Origin of the sequence: Acinetobacter sp. CIP 102529, assembly GCF_000368325.1 — a bacterium.
Lineage (GTDB): Bacteria > Pseudomonadota > Gammaproteobacteria > Pseudomonadales > Moraxellaceae > Acinetobacter > Acinetobacter parvus.
This window is the reverse complement of the sequence record NZ_KB849354.1, coordinates 396,001-417,226: the sequence shown is the minus strand read 5'-3', so window position 1 is coordinate 417,226 and position 21,226 is coordinate 396,001. Positions and strand designations below refer to the sequence as shown.

The following is a 21,226-nucleotide window of genomic DNA, read 5'->3' as shown; positions in this document are numbered from 1 at the left end:
CCTTTAAACTGTTTTCAAGTTTGATAATAAATATGAGTAATACAGAATGATACCAGTGAAGAATATACTTTCAGTTTGCTGCTTTATGGCACTAAGTTCTACTAGCTTCGCACAAGAAATCAAAGGTATTTCATTTTCACATCAAGATTGGGAAATTTACTGTAGCAATACAGGAACCTGTCGAGCTGCGGGCTATCACAATGAATCTAGTGATGATTATCCAGCATCAATCCTATTGACACGTCAGGCGGGCAAAGCTCAGCAAGTCACAGGCGAGTTTGCCTTGGGTGATGGGTTTACCGAACCTCAAATTCCTAAAAATCAGCTTAAAAATATTCATTTTTATGTCAATGGCAAGGATTTAGGGGCTGTTTTGGTGGATGGCACTGAATTTCCACTTATGGGTAGATTGACCGCAGCACAGGTGAATGGATTGTTGCAGCAGGCCAGTGGAAAAGCAGACATTGTATTTAAAAATAACCGTCTGCAATGGAATATTTCGGATGCGGGTATGACTGCAACATTATTGAAAATGGATGATTTTCAGAAACGTGTTGGAACGACAGGCGCCTTGGTCAAAAAAGGGAAAATGAGCGAAGCAAAAGTTTTAGCGGCTCAACCGAAATTGGTGGTGAAACAGGTTAAAACAGCCAGCAAACCTTATCTAACTTTGCAGCCCAACAGCAAGCAGTATCAGTCCGTGTATAAATCATTGATGGCAGCACAACCTACACCCAAACAAGATGGTTTTTGTGAGGGAGTTTATAGCAGTGATGGCGTAAAACCTCAGTCGATTGAACTCTACAAATTAAGCAATAAAAAAGTATTGGCAACGACCCTATGTTGGCGTGGAGCATATAATGAGGGGTATGGAGTTTGGGTGCTGGATGAGTCTTTAACAGGAAAAGCAATTTTTGTGACTGAACATGCCTCCGATGTTGGGGATGGGATAATCAGTAGCTCACAAAAAGGACGGGGAATTGGAGACTGCTGGTCAAGTGATGAATGGGTTTGGGATGGGCAGAAATTCGTACATACTAAAGATATGTGGACAGGCATGTGTAAAGGGCTTGCTGCAGGTGGGGTATGGGAACTGGACCAAATTGAAGCAGTTGTAAAATAGCATTTTGAATATATACGCCAATCTCAACTTAAAATAAGATTTTCGGGTGTGTTAAGGGGGCAGTGATTATTTCATTTTTATTCATTAACTAAAATAAATTGCTAAAAATAACTCAGCATTTCGCTGCTTTAATTTTTAGCTGTATGACAATAACTACTCACAATATTCAGGATTATAAATTTGCTGAATTGTAAATTTTTTTACCGAGAATTTTCATTGATTGAGTACAATTAACCGCCAATCCTATTATAGGCTAACTCTATAAATGGTTTGGTATCTATCAGTTCATTGAGGTTGGTTATCGTAAACTCGACATCGCCAATACCATGATGCCCTATATTGGAAACATCACGATAATTTGGAGTATTTACAGGAATATCCTCAGGTTTTAATTTTAAATAAATTTTTAAATTTCGTAAGCGAACTTCCACAGTTAAAATATTTTGTGTGCTTTTATAGGCTATATAGTATTTTTTAGGAATTTCCTCAATCGAGTCATCAAAACCCATAATCATATCTTGTAATGCTTCCATGAGCTCAATAACTTCTTTAGATTTATTTTGTAGATGGCTCTCTGTGGTGTATTGTCCGATATTTCGTGTAATAGCAGCCTTTTTTCCCGCTGCAACCATGACAGGGTTTTTCGCTGTTTGATTGAGAGTTACTGGCGTATTTGATGTTGTGTTATGAAAAACTTCCTCAAGATACAAACTTTGGTTTGAAAAAAGTTGATAACGCCATAATTCAATATTTGCTCCCATAACTTGTACTGCATGTAGATCGTATTTTTTATAATTTGGTGCAATACAAATGACCCGAATATCTGACCAGTCAATTTCTATATTGTTTCCTAGTACTTTTTGAGCTGCTATTTCAAAATCACCTTTATGATCTTGAATCCAATGAAGATAAAATAGGCTTTGTGTTATGAGTTCTGAGGACTCTACTTTTTTATATTCAATAATGACAGGATTATTATCTTCAGATAGAGCTAGAGTATCAATTCGACCAGCATGAATTGCACCCGTTGAAAATTCACTTGCGATAAAACGGCAGTTAAAAACAGTGATTAGGTTGTTTTCAATTAAAGTTTGCAAATCTTTTTCTAAAGGGAAGTTGGTTTTTTGCACAGTGCGTAATTGTAAATTATTATTTATATCGAAAATTGGCATGACGATAAAACCTTATTTAAAAAATAAAACCCCGTATCAATACGAGGTTTTATAACATGAAATCAATAAATTGGCTAATAAGTTAACCAATCAATTTCTTCATTAATTCATTTACTTGAGCTGGATTAGCTTTACCTTTTGCAGCTTTCATGACTTGACCAACGAGACCATTAAAGGCTTTTTCCTTACCAGACTTGTATTCTTCAACCATTTTTTCATTGGCTGCAAGCACGTCTTTGATAATCGCCTCAATCGCACCTGTATCGGTTTCTTGCTTCAAGCCTTTTTCAGCAATAATGTCATCCGCAGATTTACCCTCTGCTTCCCACATAAATCCAAACACCTGCTTGGCAATTTTACCGTTAATGGTGTTATCCACAATACGCGCGATCATGCCACCCAACTGCTCAGCAGAAACTGGAGAGTCCGCCAATTCTAGGCCCGCTTTGTTTAAAGCGCCTGAGAATTCACCCATCACCCAGTTTGCTGAAACTTTACCTTGCTTCTCACCGCCAGCAGCAGCTACAACAGCCTCGTAGAAGTCTGCCATTTCACGAGAAAGTGTAAGTACATGTGCATCATATTCCGTTACGCCAAAGTCAGCCATAAAACGGGCACGGCGTGCAGCAGGCAATTCTGGAAGCGCCACACGAGCAGCTTCGATTTGTTCATTTGAAATGATCACTGGTAACAAGTCTGGATCAGGGAAGTAGCGATAGTCGTTGGCTTCTTCTTTCGAGCGCATTGAACGGGTTTCCATCTTGTTCGGATCGAACAAACGGGTTTCCTGATCAATTGTGCCGCCGTATTCCAAAATTTCCATTTGGCGTTCAATTTCAACATTGATCGCTTGCTCAATGAAACGGAATGAGTTGAGGTTTTTTAACTCGCAACGAGTGCCGAATGGCTGACCTGGACGACGCAAAGACACGTTACAGTCAGCACGGAATGAACCTTCGGCCATGTTACCGTCAGAAATACCTAACCAACGCACCAATGTATGAATCGCCTTGATATAAGCCACAGCTTCTTCAACTGAACGCATATCAGGTTCAGACACGATTTCAAGCAATGGCGTACCAGCGCGGTTTAAGTCGATACCTGACATGCCCTCAAATTGGTCATGGATGGATTTACCAGCATCTTCTTCAAGATGGGCACGAGTTACGCCAATACGCTTCACCGTACCATCTTCAAGTTGAATGTCGATATGACCCAAGCCCACAATTGGATTGTCCATCTGGCTGATCTGGTAGCCTTTTGGCGAATCTGGATAGAAATAGTTTTTACGGGCAAACACAGAGGCTTGGTCGATGTAAGCATCAATGCCCAAACCAAAGCGAATCGCAAGATCAACCACTTCAGCATTCAATACTGGCAATACGCCTGGCATGGCCAAATCAACAAGGCTGGCTTGGGTGTTTGGGTCTTGACCAAATTCAGTCGATGAACCAGAGAAGATTTTAGACTTGGTCGCCAACTGAGTGTGGATCTCGATCCCGATAACGACTTCCCAACCGTCAATAAGCTTTAACTTTTGAGCTTCAGTCATTATACATTCTCCTCAGCAATTGCCGCACGTTTGGTATGCCAGTCTGTGTTTTGTTGATATTGATGCACAATCGAAAGCAATTGTGATTCTGACCAGTAATTACCAATCAACTGTAAGCCCACAGGCAGGCTGTCTTTATCAAAACCTACAGGTGCGTTGATGGCGGGTAGACCTGCCAGGTTCACGGCAAGGGTGTAGATATCGCCTAAATACATTTCAGTCGGACTGAGGTTTGCGCCGATTTTGTATGCAGTGGTTGGTGCAGATGGCGCAGCAATCACATCGACATTTTCAAATGCTTTAAGGAAATCCTGCTGAATCAAACGACGTACTTTTTGTGCTTTGACATAGTACGCATCGTAGTAACCCGCAGAAAGGGCATAAGTCCCAATCAGGATACGGCGTTGCACTTCCGCACCAAAACCCTCAGAGCGTGAGCGTTTATACAGGTCTAAAATGTCTTTTGGATTGTCACAGCGATAGCCATAACGAACACCATCGTAACGTGATAGGTTGGAAGATGCTTCCGCAGGGGCGATCAAATAGTAAGTCGGCACATAGGCTTCAGTCATGTTGAGATCAATCTCAACCAAGATTGCACCCATCTCTTCAAGCTTTTTCAATGATTCTTCAACGCGCGCTTTCACGTCTGCATCTAAACCAGCCACATTGAAGTACTGTTTTGGAATACCAATGCGTAAGCCTTTGACTGCCGTACCGTTTAGTTTGGCAACGTAATCGTCCACATCTTTATTTACTGAAGTAGAATCTTTGCTGTCATGACCTGCAATCACATTCATCAAATAAGCACAGTCTGCTGCTGATCGTGCCATTGGACCGCCCTGATCCAGTGATGATGCATAGGCAATCATACCAAAGCGAGACACACGACCATAGGTCGGTTTTAAGCCCGTTAAGCCACAGAATGAAGCAGGTTGGCGAATCGAGCCACCAGTATCCGTTCCTGTGGCAATCGGTGCAAGGTCAGCTGCAACAGCCGCTGCGGAACCACCAGACGACCCTCCTGGAACACGATCAAGCGCCCAAGGGTTGGAGGTTGCACCGAAGTAAGAGTTTTCAGAGGTTGAACCCATTGCGAATTCATCCATGTTCACCTTGCCTAAAGTCACAAGACCTGCAGCCTTGGCTTTGGCAACCACAGTTGCATCATAAGGTGAAATAAAGTTATCCAGCATTTTTGAACCTGCAGTGGTTTTAATACCCTGGGTACAAAAAATGTCTTTATGCGCAAGTGGAATACCCGCAAGTGCATGTGCATGACCTGCTTTGAGTGCAGCATCAGCCGCATCAGCTTCAGCAAGTGCCTGTTCTGCCGTCACCGTCACATAACTTTTTACTTTTGGGTCAATATGGGCAATACGTTTTAAATAATGTTCGGTCAATTCACGTGATGAAAACTGGGCCTGTTTTAAGCCCTCGGAAAGTTCACGGATTGATAAGCGATGTAAATCTGTCATATGAAAAATTTCTTTACATTCTAAATATAAAATATTGACTAATCGAATAAATCTTATTCAATTACGCGAGGTACAAGGTACAGACCTGCTTCTGTTGCAGGGGCGACCGCCTGATATTCATCACGGTGATTGCTTTCACTCACCACATCGGCGCGTAAAGGCTGTGGATGGTCAAATGGGCTTTTTAAAGGCTCAACATCATCGGTATTAATGTTTTTCAAGCTTTCCATCATGCCAAGAATTTTATTTAAACTTTGAGCATATTCAGCAGATTGCGTTTCATCTAGGGATAAACGGGCAAGATGCGCAATCCCTGAAACGGTTTGTGCATTTAAGTCCGTCGTCTGCTGAGCATCTGATGATGTAGACATAACTTTACCTAATTCAGTATCAAAAAATTGCAAAATATCGTGCGTTATAATAAGCGATTGACTTGTTCAAAGCATCACATTTCGTTAAAGTTGCCACCTTGTATTCACACAAAGTTTAATTGAGAACGCCCCCGTGATTCTAAAACGACTAATTGGCTTGTTTTCGCCGGATTTAGCCATTGATCTAGGTACTGCAAATACCCTTATTTATGCACCAGGCCGTGGCATTATATTAAATGAACCAACAGTTGTGGCCATTCGTCACAGCGGCTCACAAAAGATTGTGGCGGCTGTAGGGATTGATGCTAAACAAATGTTAGGCCGTACACCAGCGAATATTTCAGCAATTCGTCCAATGAAAGACGGTGTGATTGCTGATTTTGAAGTCACTGAGACCATGTTGAACCAGTTTATTGGCAAGGTGCACGAAAAGCGTCTGTTTCCACCAGCACCGCGTGTGGTGGTGTGTGTGCCATGTAAATCAACATTGGTTGAACGCCGTGCCATTCGTGAGGCTGTGTTTAATGCGGGCGCGCGTGATGTGCGTTTGATCGAAGAGCCGATGGCTGCCGCAATTGGTGCGGGTATGCCAGTTGAACAGGCATGTGGTTCGATGGTGGTGGATGTGGGCGGTGGTACGACCGAGATCGCAATCATTTCATTACAGGGTTGTGTCTACGCAGATTCACTCCGTATCGGTGGTGATGTCTTTGATGAACAGATTATCAACTATGTTCGTAAGGCACACGGTTGCCTGATTGGCGAAACAACGGCTGAAACGATCAAGAAAGAAGTGGGTATGGCGATTGCTGATGGCAAAACGCTACAAATAGAAGTGCGTGGACGTAATTTAGCTGAGGGTGTTCCTCGTGCGATTACCGTAACTTCTGATGAAATTACTCAGGCGATTTCTGATCCACTACAAAGTATTGTCAGCGCTGTAAAATCTGCTTTAGAACAAACTCCACCTGAACTTTCTTCTGATATTGCTGAACGTGGCATTGTTTTAACAGGCGGTGGTGCATTGCTGCGTAACCTGGACAAACTCCTTGCCCAAGAAACAGGTTTACCTGTGATTGTTGCTGATGATCCTTTAACCTGCGTCACCCGTGGTGGCGGTAAAGTCTTAGAGTTTTTTGACAATCCAAACCATGATATGCTTTTCGTTGGTTAAACCATAAGGATCAGGCGGTGCAACCGAATCTTTTTTCAAGACAACCGCCATCTTTTCGCTCCTTTATCATTGCGGTCATTACATGTCTGGTGGTGCTTTTCTTTGACTGGCGCATGCCCTATGTCATCCAGCCTGCAAGGGATGTTCTGTACGCCGCGTATAATCCGATTTATGCGCTGGCAAGCTATCCTGTACTGTCGCGAGAATGGCTGAACCAACAAACCAAGTCTGAAACCCAACTGCGCCGTGAAAACACTGCGATGCAGGCTGAACTCTTACAGGCACAGGTTCGACTCCAAAAACTTTCAGAACTCTCTGCGGAAAATAACCGTTTAAGGGGGCTTTTGGATACGCCATTGATTATTGATGGTCGTATGCAAATTGCAGAAGTGATTGGAACAGATGCTGACCCTTTGCGTCATATCATCATTATCAACCGTGGTTCACTGGACCATTTAAAGGTGGGCCAGACTGTTCTGGATGATAAAGGCATTATGGGGCAGTTGATTAGTGTCTATCCGCACAGTTCGCGGGTGATGTTGCTGTCTGATAAAGAACATTCTCTCTCTGTGCGTTTGGAACGTACGGGGATGCGTGCAATCGTCTCGGGTACAGGGGATTTGGGACAGCTCAAAATGGAGTATGTACCTACCAGTGCCAATATTCAGGTGGGGGACAAGGTGTTCAGTTCAGGCTTGGGTGAAAATTTTCCAGCAGGTTATTTAGTGGGAACGGTGTCTAAGGTGAGCCGTCATACTTCGGGTGAGTTTGCCGAAATTGATGTGAGACCAGCGGCCCAGCTTGCAAGTGGTCATCATGTGGTGGTGCTGTTCTCTGAATCCTTGGCGCAGGAGCAACCGTATGCCGATCGCTAAGCTGAATTATGAAAAACGTAAAGACCCGCTTTGGATGATCATCATTTCCATCGTGATCGGATCAATCCTGATGGTCTACCCAATTGCCTATGAAGCTTCAGGGTGGCGGCCATCATTGATGCTGATGATCATGCTGTTCTGGATTCTTTACCAGCCTGTCTGGTGTGGTGTCTGGTTTGCATTCGGCATGGGACTGTTCGTTGATTTGCTGCTGGATGCACCTTTCGGTTTAAATGCACTGAGTTTTGTATTTATTGCCTTTGCGACACGCTATTTTATTCGTGAACGCCGTATCCTGACTTTTGGAAACTCATGGGTGATTGCGGTGATTGCGATTGTGACGCATATCATTTTTCTGTGGATTAGCCAGACCATTGCAGGGACACATTTTTCGATTGCGCGTCATTGGCAGCCCGTGCTGACCAGTATCGTGACGTGGCCTCTGGTTTATTATTGTTTACACAAATGGCGCATATAATTCTCGCATCAAGCTCACCCCGTCGGCAGGAGCTGTTAAGGCAACTCGGTTTGGACTTTGATAGTTATAGTCCAGATGTTGATGAGGCTGTGCAGGACGGTGAAACTGTTGAACAGTATGTTGAACGCTTGGCAAGGGACAAGGCTCAGGTTGTTTTAAACCAGTACCTAGAAGCGATTGTGATTGCAGCGGATACCAGTTTAAGTTGTGCTGGAAAGATTATTGGAAAGCCAGAGTCAAAGCAGCATGCCTTTGAAATTTGGTCAGCACTTTCTGGACAGTGGCATGATGTCTACTCTGGAATTTGTGTGGCAAGCAGCTCGAAAATCTTGAGTACAGTAGTGCGTACCCAGGTTGAGTTCCAACGTTTGAGTGATGTGGAAATGGAAAAATACTGGGCTACTGGCGAACCTATTGGTAAGGCAGGTGCCTATGCGATACAGGGAATTGCGGCGCAATATATTCCACAGATTCGTGGAAGTTACAGTAATGTTGTAGGCTTACCCTTATATGAGACAGTACAGTTATTAGAAAGCGTTAAGGCCTCCGTATAAAATTACCAGGCTGATACTTTCGGATATAAGAATTTTTATAAAATTTTGAGTTGGTTATGGCAGAAGAATTGCTGATTAACGTCACACCGATGGAATGTCGTGTGGCCTTGATTGAAAATGGAACGGTTAATGAATTATTCGTTGAGCGTACGGTAAAGCGTGGTTTAGTGGGTAATATCTACAAGGGCAAGGTGGTGCGGGTGCTGCCAGGAATGCAGGCCGCCTTTGTTGATATTGGTTTGTCCAGAACCGCTTTTTTACATATCAATGATATGGTGTGGCCCCGTTCACAGCCAACTCCCAACGTTTTTGAGTTGCTACATCCTGGGCAAATCCTGACGGTTCAAGTCATGAAAGACATGCTTGGCACTAAAGGCGCCCGACTTAGCACTGACCTTTCTATCCCATCCCGTTATCTGGTGATGATGCCTTTTGGCAAGCATATTGGGGTTTCCCAGCGCATTGAGTCCGAAGAGGAGCGTGACCGTTTACGCAGCATGATTGAGCGTATTCAGGTCGAACACCAGTTACCAGGCAGCGTGATTGTGCGTACTGCCGCAGAGGGAGTGGATGAAGCGGCGATTGTGCAGGACATGTGCTATCTCGCCAAGCTTTGGGAATATATTCAACGTACCCAGCAAAGTACCGTTGTTCCATCCCTGATCTTTGAGGAATTGCCTTTGCCGCGCCGAGTGGTGCGTGATCTGGCCAGTGAACAAACTGCCAAAATTTATGTCGATTCACGGGAAATCTACGGCAAGCTGCAAGAATTTATTGATGAATTTATGCCGAGCATGCATGATCGTTTGATTCATTATCCTGGTGAAAAACCACTGTTTGACTTATATAACGTTGAGGATGATCTACAGAAAGCCTTGCAGACTCGGGTGGCGCTCAAGTCTGGTGGTTACCTGATGATTGACCAGACCGAAGCCATGACCACGATTGATGTCAATACAGGCTCTTATGTGGGTGGTCGTAGTTTAGAAGACACTGTGTTTAAGACCAATATGGAAGCCACACAGGTCATTGCAAGACAACTACGTCTGCGTAATCTTGGTGGGATTATTATTATTGACTTCATTGACATGCAGGAAGCCGAACACCGTGACGAGGTGATGCGCCAGTTTGAAAAGATGCTGGAACGGGATCATGCTAAGACCAAGATTACCCAGGTTTCGGAACTTGGTCTGGTTGAAATGACCCGCAAACGTACTCGCGAGTCTCTGGAGCATTTACTGTGTGAATCATGCCCAACCTGTCAGGGGCGTGGTTATGTGAAGACGGCGGAGACAGTATGTTACGAAATATTTCGAGAAATCCTGCGCTATGCCCGTGCATTTGATTCCAAGGGTGGCTTTACTGTCGTTGCACATCCAGCGGTCATTGATCGGCTACTCACAGCAGAAGCCCCAGCCGTGGCGGATCTGGAACATTTCATTAATCGCGTGATTAAATTTCAGGTCGAAAATCTGTATACGCAAGAGCAATACGATATCATTTTAAGCTAAAGTTGTAACAATATTTCGCTTAATCCTTGTTACAACTGAAATTTTACTTTCGATCACAAATTTTAAATACTAGAACAATAAAATGAGCCATAGGCACTATTGGGTGTCTTAGCAAAATATAAGAGGTATATAACTATGAATGTCAGTGAAAGATTAGTGAATCACGGTTTTAAGCATGTTTTGGACAGTAATCCCGTAAATACGTGCTATATGGTTGATAGCCAAGGTAAAGAGGTTCAGATTACCACGGCCATGATTCGTTCCGCTTGTCATCAGCTTTTACAACGTTGCCGTGCAATTAAAAAATAAGGGGCTATGTAAAGCCCCTTAATTTTTTCTGCGAACTTAATTCGCAACTTTCTGTTCTGGCAAGTCCCGAATCGCCTTTTCAAAACGCTGAATTTCATCCTCTAAATGCGTAAGAAGTGTCTGCATTTTTGGTACAGTATTACGGCACGCAATTAAACCGACTTCCAACTTGTCCAGATAACTGGTCATGGTGATGTTGAGTGCTTGACCATCCATGACGATAGATGCAGGGTAGAGCGCATCAAGTTTCGCACCATTCCAGTATAAAGGTTCACGTGGGCCTGGTACATTCGAGATCACAAGATTAAATGCCTGATGTTTTGGAAGCATGCCTGAAGCAATGTTTAAACCTGCTGGCCCATAGACTAATGCACTATAGTTTAGGATTTCGTTTGCACTCATGCGGCTAAACCGCTGTTTTGAGTTCTGCACACTACGGCGAATAATTTCTAAACGTTCAATTGGGTCCGCAATATGGGTGGCTAAATTTGCCAGAATCATGGTGATACGGTTGCTGAACTCAGAATCATCTGTACGCAATGAAGCAGGCACCATTGCAATTAACGGTTTTTTCGGCAAACTATTTTGATTGATCAAATATTCACGTAATGCACCAGAACATACCGCCAATACCACATCATTAAGGGTAACGCCCAGTGTTTTGGCAATACGACGGAAACGTTCCAGCTCAAAAGACTGGGCAGCAAAACGGCGGGAAGAGCTTACACGTTGGTTTAAAATTGACGGTGGGGCCTGAAATGTTGACACATAGTCAGGGTTTTTCCCAATTTCCTTAAACAGTGTTTGTGAAAGTTCCTGCATCACTTTAGGTGCAATTTCACACTGGGATTTAATCGTATCCAGAACTCCCCTGATTTTACTGACAGCAGGGGTTTTAGGTGCTTTCAAGCGTTTAGTACGCTTTCCTTCGACACACCATAATGGCACGACATGCTTTTCATTCGGATCTTTTGAAAGCGATTTTTCAATCAGACGCATACCTGCAACGCCATCGACCATCGCATGATGAATTTTGAAATACATCGCAAAACGATTACCTTCGATTCCTTCAATCACATCGCAGGTCCAAAGTGGTTTTGCACGATCAAGCAGTGAGCTATGTTGCTGCGAGATATAGACCAGCAATTCACGGATACGGCCTGGGTTTGGTAAGGCAATATGGCGGAAATGGTGGTCAATATCGAACTCTTCATCCTCTCCCCAAAATAGCCCATTGAGCTGGTTGTTGAATGGTGGAACAGGAATACTTTTTGATTGTCGGATATCTTGAACTAGGTCATGAACGAAAGTAGGCGATGCATTTTCTGGAATCTCAAATAAAAACAAGCCACCTACATGCATAGGTTGCTGTCTTTTCTCTAAAGAAAGAAAAATGAAATCGATTGGGTGTAATGGGCGCATAGCAGATATAGCCTCTCCTTGCATTTTTTTATAAGATACTTGTAGGGTCTGATGACACTTCAATCATGCCGTGCATAGTCTAAACAATGTGCTATATCGCAATGGAACATAGCTCGCAAGATCGCATCCAACACACCCTATAATTCTTATTAGAATTATTGAACCGTTGTGTGAAGTATATACGGTTTAGTCTGGTTAAAATATGACTTTGTACAGAGGAGTCAGAAAAAATAAAACCACTGACGAATCAGTGGTTTTTATATACCAAATCTGCTAGGCACTATTATTTAAGATTGCCTGCATGCAAACCACATTCTTTGTGTGTGGCTTCTTCCCACCACCAGCGACCTTCACGTTCATGCTGATTCGGAAGTACAGGGCGAGTACATGGTTCACAACCAATCGAGATAAAACCACGCTCATGCAGTGGGTTGTATGGAATCTCCATCATCCGAATGTAACTCCATACATCCGCGCTGCTCCAGTTGGCAAGCGGGTTGTATTTAATTAGTTGTTTGCCCTCGCCAGAGAAACCGACATCGGCTTGAACCACAGGAACATCACTGCGGGTTGGACTCTGGTCCTTACGTTGCCCTGTAATCCAGCCATCTAAAGTGGCAAGTTTCTTACGCAAAGGCTGCACTTTTCGAACACCACAACATTCCTGATGCCCATCTTCAAAAAAGCTAAACAACCCTTTTTCATTAACCAGTTGTTGTACTGCTGCGGATTCAGGGAAGCAGATTTCAATAGTGATATTATAGTGCTTACGGACCGTTTCAATAAATTGATAGGTTTCCGCATGCAAACGACCTGTATCCAGACTAAACACACGAAAGGGTTTGCCAAGACGTGAGGCAATATCAATCAGCACAACATCTTCCGCACCCGAAAATGAAATTGCAATCTCACCTTGCTGGCTAAGTGCGAGTTCTAAAATTTCTCGTGGCGATTTGTCTGCGTATTCAGCAGCGAGCGCATCTACAAGGTCAATAGTAGGAATAACAGTCATGAATGTTCCTGGCGATAGGCTTGGGCACAATTGTAAATCACTATAAGCAAAGCTGTTGGCCTGCTTGTGGTTTTAATCTTGCAGAATAAAACCGTTTTATTCAACAACAGCGCAAAATTGAAAATGTTAATGGTATGATACAGCAATTTTTAACCAACATTGGAAGCATTCATGGAAATCGTCTGCCTAGATCTTGAAGGGGTTTTGGTTCCAGAAATCTGGATTAATTTTGCAAAGAAAACTGGCATTAAAGAACTCGAGGCAACAACTCGTGATATTCCAGATTATGATGTATTAATGACCCAGCGTTTAAACATCCTTAAACAACATGGTTTGGGTTTAAATGACATTCAGGACGTTATTGCAGACATGGGGCCTTTTGAAGGTGCGAGAGAATTTGTGGAATGGGTGCGTACTCATTTTCAACTGATTATTTTATCTGATACATTCTATGAGTTTGCCCATCCATTGATGAAGCAGTTAGGCTGGCCAACAATTTTCTGTCATAAACTTGAGACCGATGAAAATGGCATGATTACTGCCTATAAACTGCGTCAACCAGATCAAAAGCGTCAAGCTGTAAAAGCATTACATGGTTTGAATTTCCGCGTGATTGCTGCTGGTGATTCCTATAACGACACAACCATGCTGGGTGAGGCTGATCACGGTTTCCTGTTTGATGCGCCAGACAATGTAATTGCTGAATTTCCACAGTTTCCACCACTGCATGGTTATGAAGCATTAAAGCAGGCGATTCGTTCAGTATCTCAGCGTAATATTCCTGAATAAAGCTGAGATTTTTCTGTTTTTAACGGTAATAACAGAAAACTGGATAAAACAAAGGGCACATGATGTGCCCTTTGTTTTGATCGGTCAAAATTAGAATTTATAACCAATTTTTAAGCCGTACGCGATTGCATCATTGTTTTTAAAGTCAGCCACATAACCTGGTGTGTTGAACTGAGAGCCTGACTGGGCTTTTGCATCACCTAACCAGAAATATTTCACTCCACCTGCGATGAACGTTGCTGGGGTAGGGCTGTATTGAACACCCAGGCCAAGGTTCCAGTAACCTTCCGTTGGACCAAGTATAGTCACAGGATTACCTGCACCAGAGTCCCAGCCTACAGAGACATTACCCGCCCATTGATCATTCAGTTTACGGCCCACACCCGTGGTAATTGAATATTGATCGTCAGTATAGGCTACAAGGTCAAAACCATCTTTCTTTCCTGTTGAGGCAACAATAGGAGGGAGGATGGAGGCTGCGCCAAACTTATAAGGACGAATAGCGAAGTCTTTCCAGTTCACCCAGCGTAGGTTCGCAAATGCAACCGTGTCTGCCATAATACCTGTCTGGAAATCGAGGTTGATCGATTGTGGTGTGGTGATTTCTGTCTCACCCTGAGAATTATTAATATTATTTAGGAGTGCATCGAATCCAGCATTACCTGTCAGACCCGCAATAGCATGCTTTTCATAGGCATTCATTTCATGCTTGATTTTTGTACGGTATGTCAGTGAGGTTTTTAAGGCAATTTCAGGAATTTGATAGGCAACACCTGCTAGCCAGCCTACAGCTTCATCTCGGCCTGTCTTGAAGTCATAGCCACTGTAGGCACTGTAGCTTGCACCGCGTAGTAATACGTTGGCATCCAGTGTTTGATAAACAGCACCTGCATACAGGTTCCAGTTTTGGGTGGGTTGATAACCGAAAAGTAGGTTTAAATTTTCAGTTTTTACTGTAACTGATGTACCACCTTTAAATGGGACAGGACGGTTTTCGATAAAGTTACTTTTGCCTGTATATTCAGCGTCAGCACCATAAGGTTGATCATAAATAAGACCAATAGAAAATTTTTCTGTTGCCTGAATCTTGAAAGCGGCGCTTGGTGAATAATAATGTTTTGCCATGTCACCCGTATTATTGTTTGAAATGTCCTGACCAGAAACATTTGGATCAAGAACGGAGATGCTCGCTTCAAAATAATTATTAGGCTGTAAAAAAGGTGCGATTGACTGACCAGAACGATCTAAAGCTGCGGCAAAAGCTGAAGTGGTGGGAACCAGGCTAAGTAAAAGTGCCTTTTGAATAGCATGAAGCTTCATGGTAGTTTCTCTCATATCACTTTGTAACAAGAATGGCGCGAAAAGTAACATAATTTTTACTGATCAAAATATTTTTACAAATGTCCATAAATGAACTGATAAAGTCATGAAAACTACTTGAGTTGTAGAAGCTTATATTCATCGTTTGGTAAAGCAGGGCTGAAGAAAATATCTTTATGAATGCAACTTAAATGTTTAAGCGTTATTTTAGTCATTGAGCAGAAAAATTTTTGCGAAAAAAAGACCATCAAATGATGGCCTTTTTTATTCGACGTGTTGATTAGAAACGGTAACCCATCTTTAAACCGTAAGCGATAGCATTATTGTCTTCAAAAGTAGCTACATACTCATTAGTACCAGATTGTGCACTAGTTTGTGCTTTAGCATCACCTAACCAGAAGTATTTCACACCGCCAGAAATAAATGTAGCAGGTGTAGGACTATATTGAACACCAAAGCCTACATTCCAATAACCTTCTGTTGGACCTAAAGTCGTTACAGGGTTACCCGCGCCAGAATCCCAACCCACAGACACGTTACCTGCCCATTGTTCATTTAACTTACGACCAATACCTGTGTTTACAGACCATTGATCATCAGAGTATTCAACCAGGTTAAAACCGTTTGGTTTGCCAGCAACTAGACCAGGAGCACCAAGTGCTTTAGACAATTGACCAAAAGTATATGGTTGGATTGAAAAATCTTTCCAATTTACCCAGCGTACATTAGCAAAAGCAACTGTATTTGCCATGATACCTGTCTGGAAATCAAGGTTTACAGATTGTGGCGTAGTGATTTTAGTTTCTGTTTTAGCACCATTTGTAGGAAGTGCTGCTGTCACACCTAGACCTGCAAGTACGCTTTGTAATGCTGGGAAATCTAATAATGATAAAGTTTCAGTCGTTGTAGCATCGTGATCAATTTCAGAGCGGTATGTGAGAGATGCTTTAAGTGCAATCTCTGGAATTTGATACGCAGCACCTGCTAACCAGCCTAGACCAGTGGTTTCTTTGATTTTTGCATCGTAACCGTTATAAACACTATAAGCTTGACCACGAAGGCTCACATTACCTTTGATGGTTTGAATGACTGGACCAGCGTAGAAGTTTAGGTTTTTATTCGGTTGGAAACCAAAAACCATAGAAATGTTTTGAGTATCGACTTCAACTTGTGTGCTATTTGAACCCGTACTTGAACCTAAATAAGCTTTTGCAGCAGTTAAAGCCGCGTTCGTTTGTTGAAGTTTTTGTAAACCACCTGCAACAGTGGCATTACCTGCAAGAGCAACCCGTTGTAATGCGCCCAGAATTTCTTGTTGAGTTGGGTTTGCTGGATTACCGCCAGTCTGATTAGTTACCTGTTGAAGAGCTGGTCCAAATGAAGCGCCAGCTGCATTTACTAATTGGCTAATAGACTTAGTTGATAAATCAGATAAAGACTTTTGACTTAATACTCCATCATTTGGGCTTGAAACAAATACGTTCTCACCTGTGTATTTGGCATCTGCACCAAAAGGTTGGTCGTAAAGTAACCCAAAAGAAATATTATCTGTAAGTTGAAGTTTTAAAGCTGCACTAGGGAACATGTAATCGTCACCCATGTCACCAATTTTACGTTGAGTTGGTGTTCCGCCAGCTTCTTTACCTTCTACTGTTGGATCTAGAACCGAAATACCAGCTTCAAAATAATTTCCTGGTTGGAAAAAAGCAGACATTGACTGACCTGAACGATCCAGTGCTGCTGCAAAAGCTCCAGTTGCAGGTAGCGTCGCTAAGACCATGGCAGTGCTAAGATATTTTAATTTCATTTTAAATCTTTCCTTGAACTTCAAGATTCTAAGTATTGACGAAACTATGATTGGCTATAGCTTCATGTAACAAAAATACCATAATTAAAATAAGAGTAAATGTTCTAAATGAACTACACAGTACGATTGATTACATGAAATTTAACAAAAAAATGCTATAAAATTTAATATACATCTGTGTTTTTATTGGTAATATGATGAAAAATATAAACTATTATTCTAAGATGATAAGGTCAAATTTTTGCATTTTTACTAAAAAAATTTTTTGTAAGGTCAAGGGTTTTTTGTAAAAAATAGATTTTTTATAGAGGTGGTCCCACTTTTTTGAACAACTAAAAGCTTATTTATAAGCAATATTCTGCTCTATAGCTGAATACGTAATTTATGGCGAATTCAAACATGAGGTGCGACAAGATTGGGAATATGAACCAACAAAAATGTGGAGCTATATTGGTAACTATAAATGGAAAAGTATTTAGCTAAAACAACAGGATGCACAAGGGAAATGGTTGCAGACAGTATGGCAGGTGGATGACTCTCCATGTTATGCAGGTTTGGGGCGTTGGACCAAAGATAATGGGGTAACGGAATGGACTTCAAATGAAACCTATCGTCCATTGCCACGCCGTGAGCATACGATTCGTAATGATTACGATGTGATTATTGGGACCAACCACCATGCATTGACAGCAACGGGTTGGGTGCATGAACAGGACAATATCAAGTTTGATAGCAAGACCATACTGCGCTGGCACGCAAATTGGGTGAATCAATACTTAGGTCTTTTTTATTTCTGGCATGCCATTTGCTTTTAAATAATTAGACAGGCAAAGATGCCTATTTCAATTAATCACTACGTTTTTATGGGCAAAGGGGCCTAAAGCTGAAAGATGCTTTAGGCCCTTTTTTTATAAAAATTTTTAAAGAAACTATAGAGGATTGTTTATGTCGTATATTGCGCCATCCGAGTTTGCGGTCAAGGTTGTTGATGCAGGCGAATCAAAACTGCATATGGCAACACGGGATGTGATGATTCGTGCCTATATGGCAGGGGCAATCCTTGCGATTGCGGCTGTATTTGCGGTGACGATTGGGATTCAAACAGGTGTGCCACTTATTGGTGCGTTGTTGTTCCCAGTGGGATTTTGCATGTTGTATTTATTGGGTTATGACCTATTAACGGGCGTTTTTGTATTAACGCCATTGGCATGGATCGACAAGCGTCCAGGGGTGACCATTCCAAGAATCCTGAAACACTGGGGCTGGGTGTTTTTAGGTAATTTCGCGGGTGCATTAACCGTCGCTGTGTTGATGGCAGCTGTTTATACTTATGGATTTGCCACTGAACCAAATGAAATTGGTAATAAAATTGCGCATATTGGTGAAAACCGAACCATTGGCTATAAGGAATATGGCTTTGGTGGCTGGATGACAATTTTCATTCGCGGCATGCTGTGTAACTGGATGGTTTCACTGGGGGTGATTGGTGCGATGATCTCGACCTCGGTGAGTGGTAAGTTCATTGCCATGTGGATGCCTGTGATGCTGTTCTTTGCCATGGGCTTTGAGCATTCTGTGGTGAATATGTTCCTGTTCCCATTTGCCATGATGATGGGTGGTGATTTTTCAATTATGGATTATTTCCTATGGAATGAGATTCCAGTTGCATTGGGGAATTTAGTGGGTGGTCTGGCTTTGACAGGTCTTGCGCTCTATACCACGCATGTTAAAACAGCACCAAAACGTAGCTTCTAATGATTTGCTATTGAATGGCATAAGGGGATCAGGGAGTGATTCCCGTTCAATACTGAGATAAAAATGACACAACAATTACAGGTTGAACTGGGGCAATATTCTCATCAAGGTCGTAAAAAGCTCAATCAGGACTTTTATGCCGCAACTTTACCGCAAAACTATCTATTGCAGCATAAGGGCATGGCATTTGCCTTGGCGGATGGTATTAGCAGCAGCAATGTCAGCCACATTGCCAGTCAAACCGCCGTTACAGGATTGCTATCAGACTACTTTTCCACGCCAGAAACATGGACCGTCAAAACCTCGGTGGAACGGGTACTGACCGCAATCAATGGCTGGTTATACGCACAGACTCAACAGAGCCAGTATCGCTTTGATAAAGATCGTGGTTATGTCTGTACCTTGAGTGCTATGGTGCTGAAAGGGCAGATTGCCCATCTGTTCCATATTGGCGATAGTCGAATTTATCGGCTGCAATCGGGTCAATTGGAACAATTGACGACAGACCATCGGATTTGGTTATCATCACAAGAAAGCTATTTAAGCCGAGCCTTGGGGGTTAATGCCAAGGTAGAGATTGATTATCAAAACTATGCCTTATATGAGGGCGATATTTTTATTTTGATGACCGATGGGGTGTATGAATATTGTCCCCAAGCGCAACTCATTCAGTTTTTAACTCAAACAAATACCAGTTTAGATCAAATTGCTCAGCACATTGTGGAACATGCCTATCAGCAGGGCAGTACCGATAACCTGACCATTCAGATTATTCAAGTGCAAAAACTGCCTCAAATTGAAGCACAGGATATTTTGCCTGAATATGCACAACTGGCTTTTGTGCCAGCGTTAAATGTGCCTACGCAATTTGATGGTTATCAACTGCTTCGGGAAATCTATACCAGCCACCGTAGTATTTTATATTTGGCACATGAAATAGATCGGCAACAGTTGCTGGTAATCAAAGTGCCTGCCTCTGAGGTGCAGCATGATCAATATTTGGCTGAACAGTTTTTACTGGAGGAATGGATTGCCAAGCGGATTCATAGTCCTCATGTATTGAGCGCCTATCCTCAAACCCGACCACGACATTATATTTACCATACCATGCATTATGTTGAGGGACAGACCTTAAAGCAATGGATGCTGGATCAGCAACAACCGATTGCATTGGATCAAGTACGTCAAATTATTGCGCAGGTTGCCAAGGGTTTACAGGCAATGCATCGACTGGAAATGTTGCATCAGGATATTCGCCCAGAAAATATTATGCTGGATCGCTTTGGAACGGTAAAAATCATTGATTTTGGGGCTTGTCGTGTTGCAGGCATTCGCGAAATGCAACGGGAAACACAGGATGCTGCCTTGGGAACGTTGGCCTATATGGCACCTGAATATTTTTTACTGGAACCTGTTTCAACCCGATCAGACCAATATTCGCTTGCCGTATTGACCTATTATTTATTGACAGGGGATTTACCTTACCAGACCAATATTGCCAAATGTAAATCCAGAAAAGACTTGAGGAAGCTGTATTATTTTTCGGTCTTTGAATATCGCAAAGATATTCCGATCTGGGTTGATCTGGCATTGGAAAAGGCGGTTCGACCTGATCCTGAGCAGCGTTATGAGGACATCTCAGAGTTTATTTATGATTTAAATTATTCTAATCCTCTGTTTGTGCAGCCAGCACGTAAATCATTTGTAGATAGGGACCCTGTTTTATTCTGGAAAATGCTATCTGCAATCCTGTTATTATTGCTTTTGGGCCTACTTTCCCTATTACACGGCAATTAGCTATTTTTTATAAGTTTTCTGTAGCGTTGATTTCTACTTCTCATAACTGGTGTTAAGCACGAATCTCCTAAAATATTGTAGATTATTTTACCTTGCGGTTAATTTAATTTTTTGAATCATAATTTTTATTTTGGATATTTAAATGAAGTCGTTGTATCTGGTGCTACTGGGCGGCAAGCATGAACAAGCCAATGTTGAGGTGTATGATGTCATCCCTGTGATTTGCAGTGATTTAACAGAAGCTTAACCCATGACCATCGTATAGGGAATAGTCTTTCTCTTTTGGTTTTGCACTTGAACACTTTGAATCTGTTAGGGGGGGATGTGTTTAGCCATAGCGAATGAGGATACAAAAGTTGATAGAACTGGATATATCCTCATTTTTTGCAACGGTATCCTTATTTATTATTGTATATTTTGTCATGTTGTTTTGGTTAAATTGTTATATATCAAAGGCTTTTAAATATATTTTTCTATATTTGTTCTCTGTACACGACAAAAATAGATAACTCATTGAAATAATGTCACAATAATTGTTTTCTAACGACGAATACTATGACACATCTCAATGAGTTATATCTTATCTTAAACAAATCTCTAAAATGGAACAAGTCACATTTAAAGTGCTTTTCGCTCATCATGCTTGCGATCATTTTAAAGCAAACGTGCAATCTTTCTTCTGCATCTAAAGCCTTGCCCATCAAGTGCTTACCACAATCATTTTATC

The 21,226-nt window shown here is 42.1% G+C and carries 18 protein-coding genes and 2 pseudogenes; 12 read left to right on the top strand and 8 right to left on the bottom strand.

Translation table 11 applies throughout. The annotated features are described in order from the left end of the window. The first annotated feature begins 46 nt into the window (after positions 1-46). Entirely contained in the window at positions 47-1,123 is a 1,077-nt protein-coding gene (locus F972_RS04120) for a DUF1176 domain-containing protein (RefSeq protein WP_004681624.1), read from the top strand. Positions 1,124-1,353: 230 nt separating this feature from the next. On the opposite strand, the gene F972_RS04115 is transcribed toward F972_RS04120, so the two are convergent. The 4 genes from F972_RS04115 to gatC all read right to left on the bottom strand — a co-directional run bounded on the left by F972_RS04115 (position 1,354) and on the right by gatC (position 5,696). Beyond that, complete coding sequence (locus F972_RS04115; RefSeq protein WP_004681623.1) at positions 1,354-2,295, bottom strand: DUF5655 domain-containing protein; 942 nt, start codon at positions 2,293-2,295, stop codon at positions 1,354-1,356. Between the two features lie 82 nt (positions 2,296-2,377). Then, positions 2,378-3,847: an Asp-tRNA(Asn)/Glu-tRNA(Gln) amidotransferase subunit GatB gene (gene gatB, locus F972_RS04110; protein ID WP_004681620.1), complete on the bottom strand. Its 1,470-nt coding sequence runs from the start codon at positions 3,845-3,847 to the stop codon at positions 2,378-2,380. After that, entirely contained in the window at positions 3,847-5,325 is a 1,479-nt protein-coding gene (gene gatA / locus F972_RS04105) for an Asp-tRNA(Asn)/Glu-tRNA(Gln) amidotransferase subunit GatA (RefSeq protein ID WP_004764045.1), read from the bottom strand. Before gatA ends, gatB begins: the two co-directional genes overlap by 1 nt. Before the next feature lie 53 nt (positions 5,326-5,378). Continuing rightward, positions 5,379-5,696 (bottom strand): Asp-tRNA(Asn)/Glu-tRNA(Gln) amidotransferase subunit GatC, encoded by a 318-nt coding sequence (gene gatC, locus F972_RS04100; protein WP_004678212.1) that lies wholly within the window; start codon positions 5,694-5,696, stop codon positions 5,379-5,381. Positions 5,697-5,829: 133 nt separating this feature from the next. Here gatC and F972_RS04095 point away from each other — a divergent pair, with 133 nt between their 5' ends. The 6 genes from F972_RS04095 to F972_RS15740 all read left to right on the top strand — a co-directional run bounded on the left by F972_RS04095 (position 5,830) and on the right by F972_RS15740 (position 10,597). Beyond that, positions 5,830-6,870 carry a rod shape-determining protein gene (locus F972_RS04095; protein ID WP_004678210.1) on the top strand — a complete coding sequence of 347 codons (1,041 nt, stop codon included), beginning with the start codon at positions 5,830-5,832 and terminating at the stop codon, positions 6,868-6,870. A gap of 17 nt (positions 6,871-6,887) precedes the next feature. Further along, complete coding sequence (gene mreC, locus F972_RS04090) at positions 6,888-7,745, top strand: rod shape-determining protein MreC (RefSeq protein ID WP_004681616.1); 858 nt, start codon at positions 6,888-6,890, stop codon at positions 7,743-7,745. Next, positions 7,732-8,223: a rod shape-determining protein MreD gene (gene mreD / locus F972_RS04085; protein WP_004681615.1), complete on the top strand. Its 492-nt coding sequence runs from the start codon at positions 7,732-7,734 to the stop codon at positions 8,221-8,223. The genes mreC and mreD overlap by 14 nt, the downstream gene beginning before the upstream one ends. Next, positions 8,211-8,777 (top strand): Maf-like protein, encoded by a 567-nt coding sequence (locus tag F972_RS04080; RefSeq protein WP_004764042.1) that lies wholly within the window; start codon positions 8,211-8,213, stop codon positions 8,775-8,777. Before mreD ends, F972_RS04080 begins: the two co-directional genes overlap by 13 nt. A 56-nt stretch (positions 8,778-8,833) precedes the next feature. Then, positions 8,834-10,288, top strand: coding sequence for a ribonuclease G (rng, locus tag F972_RS04075; RefSeq protein WP_004681611.1), 1,455 nt, complete (start codon positions 8,834-8,836; stop codon positions 10,286-10,288). 135 nt (positions 10,289-10,423) lie between these two features. Further along, positions 10,424-10,597 carry a PA1571 family protein gene (locus F972_RS15740; RefSeq protein ID WP_004681609.1) on the top strand — a complete coding sequence of 58 codons (174 nt, stop codon included), beginning with the start codon at positions 10,424-10,426 and terminating at the stop codon, positions 10,595-10,597. Positions 10,598-10,633: 36 nt separating this feature from the next. Here F972_RS15740 and F972_RS04070 read toward each other — a convergent pair whose 3' ends face one another. Next, on the bottom strand, positions 10,634-12,019 hold the full coding sequence (locus tag F972_RS04070; protein ID WP_004756011.1) for a WS/DGAT/MGAT family O-acyltransferase: 1,386 nt from the start codon (positions 12,017-12,019) through the stop codon (positions 10,634-10,636). Between the two features lie 283 nt (positions 12,020-12,302). Continuing rightward, entirely contained in the window at positions 12,303-13,031 is a 729-nt protein-coding gene (locus tag F972_RS04065; protein ID WP_004681607.1) for a phosphoadenylyl-sulfate reductase, read from the bottom strand. A 171-nt stretch (positions 13,032-13,202) separates the two neighbouring features. On the opposite strand from F972_RS04065, the gene thrH reads away from it, so the two are divergent. After that, entirely contained in the window at positions 13,203-13,820 is a 618-nt protein-coding gene (thrH, locus tag F972_RS04060; RefSeq protein WP_004678194.1) for a bifunctional phosphoserine phosphatase/homoserine phosphotransferase ThrH, read from the top strand. Positions 13,821-13,910: 90 nt separating this feature from the next. Here the strand turns inward: thrH and F972_RS04055 are convergent, their stop codons facing one another. Together F972_RS04055 and F972_RS04050 are read right to left on the bottom strand one after the other, a co-directional pair. Further along, on the bottom strand, positions 13,911-15,140 hold the full coding sequence (locus F972_RS04055) for an OmpP1/FadL family transporter (RefSeq protein ID WP_034428084.1): 1,230 nt from the start codon (positions 15,138-15,140) through the stop codon (positions 13,911-13,913). Between the two features lie 280 nt (positions 15,141-15,420). After that, entirely contained in the window at positions 15,421-16,947 is a 1,527-nt protein-coding gene (locus F972_RS04050) for a hypothetical protein (protein ID WP_004764037.1), read from the bottom strand. A gap of 407 nt (positions 16,948-17,354) precedes the next feature. On the opposite strand from F972_RS04050, the pseudogene F972_RS04045 reads away from it, so the two are divergent. The 4 genes and pseudogenes from F972_RS04045 to F972_RS15040 form a co-directional block, all read left to right on the top strand. Further along, positions 17,355-17,713, top strand: a pseudogene (locus F972_RS04045) (DUF6607 family protein); the annotation flags it as partial. A 179-nt stretch (positions 17,714-17,892) separates the two neighbouring features. Beyond that, a complete protein-coding gene (locus tag F972_RS04040; RefSeq protein WP_004756001.1) occupies positions 17,893-18,702 on the top strand; it encodes a formate/nitrite transporter family protein in 810 nt (269 codons plus the stop codon). Between the two features lie 63 nt (positions 18,703-18,765). Beyond that, entirely contained in the window at positions 18,766-20,499 is a 1,734-nt protein-coding gene (locus tag F972_RS04035) for a bifunctional protein-serine/threonine kinase/phosphatase (RefSeq protein ID WP_004675015.1), read from the top strand. 555 nt (positions 20,500-21,054) lie between these two features. Continuing rightward, positions 21,055-21,226: pseudogene (locus F972_RS15040) on the top strand (IS4 family transposase); the annotation flags it as partial.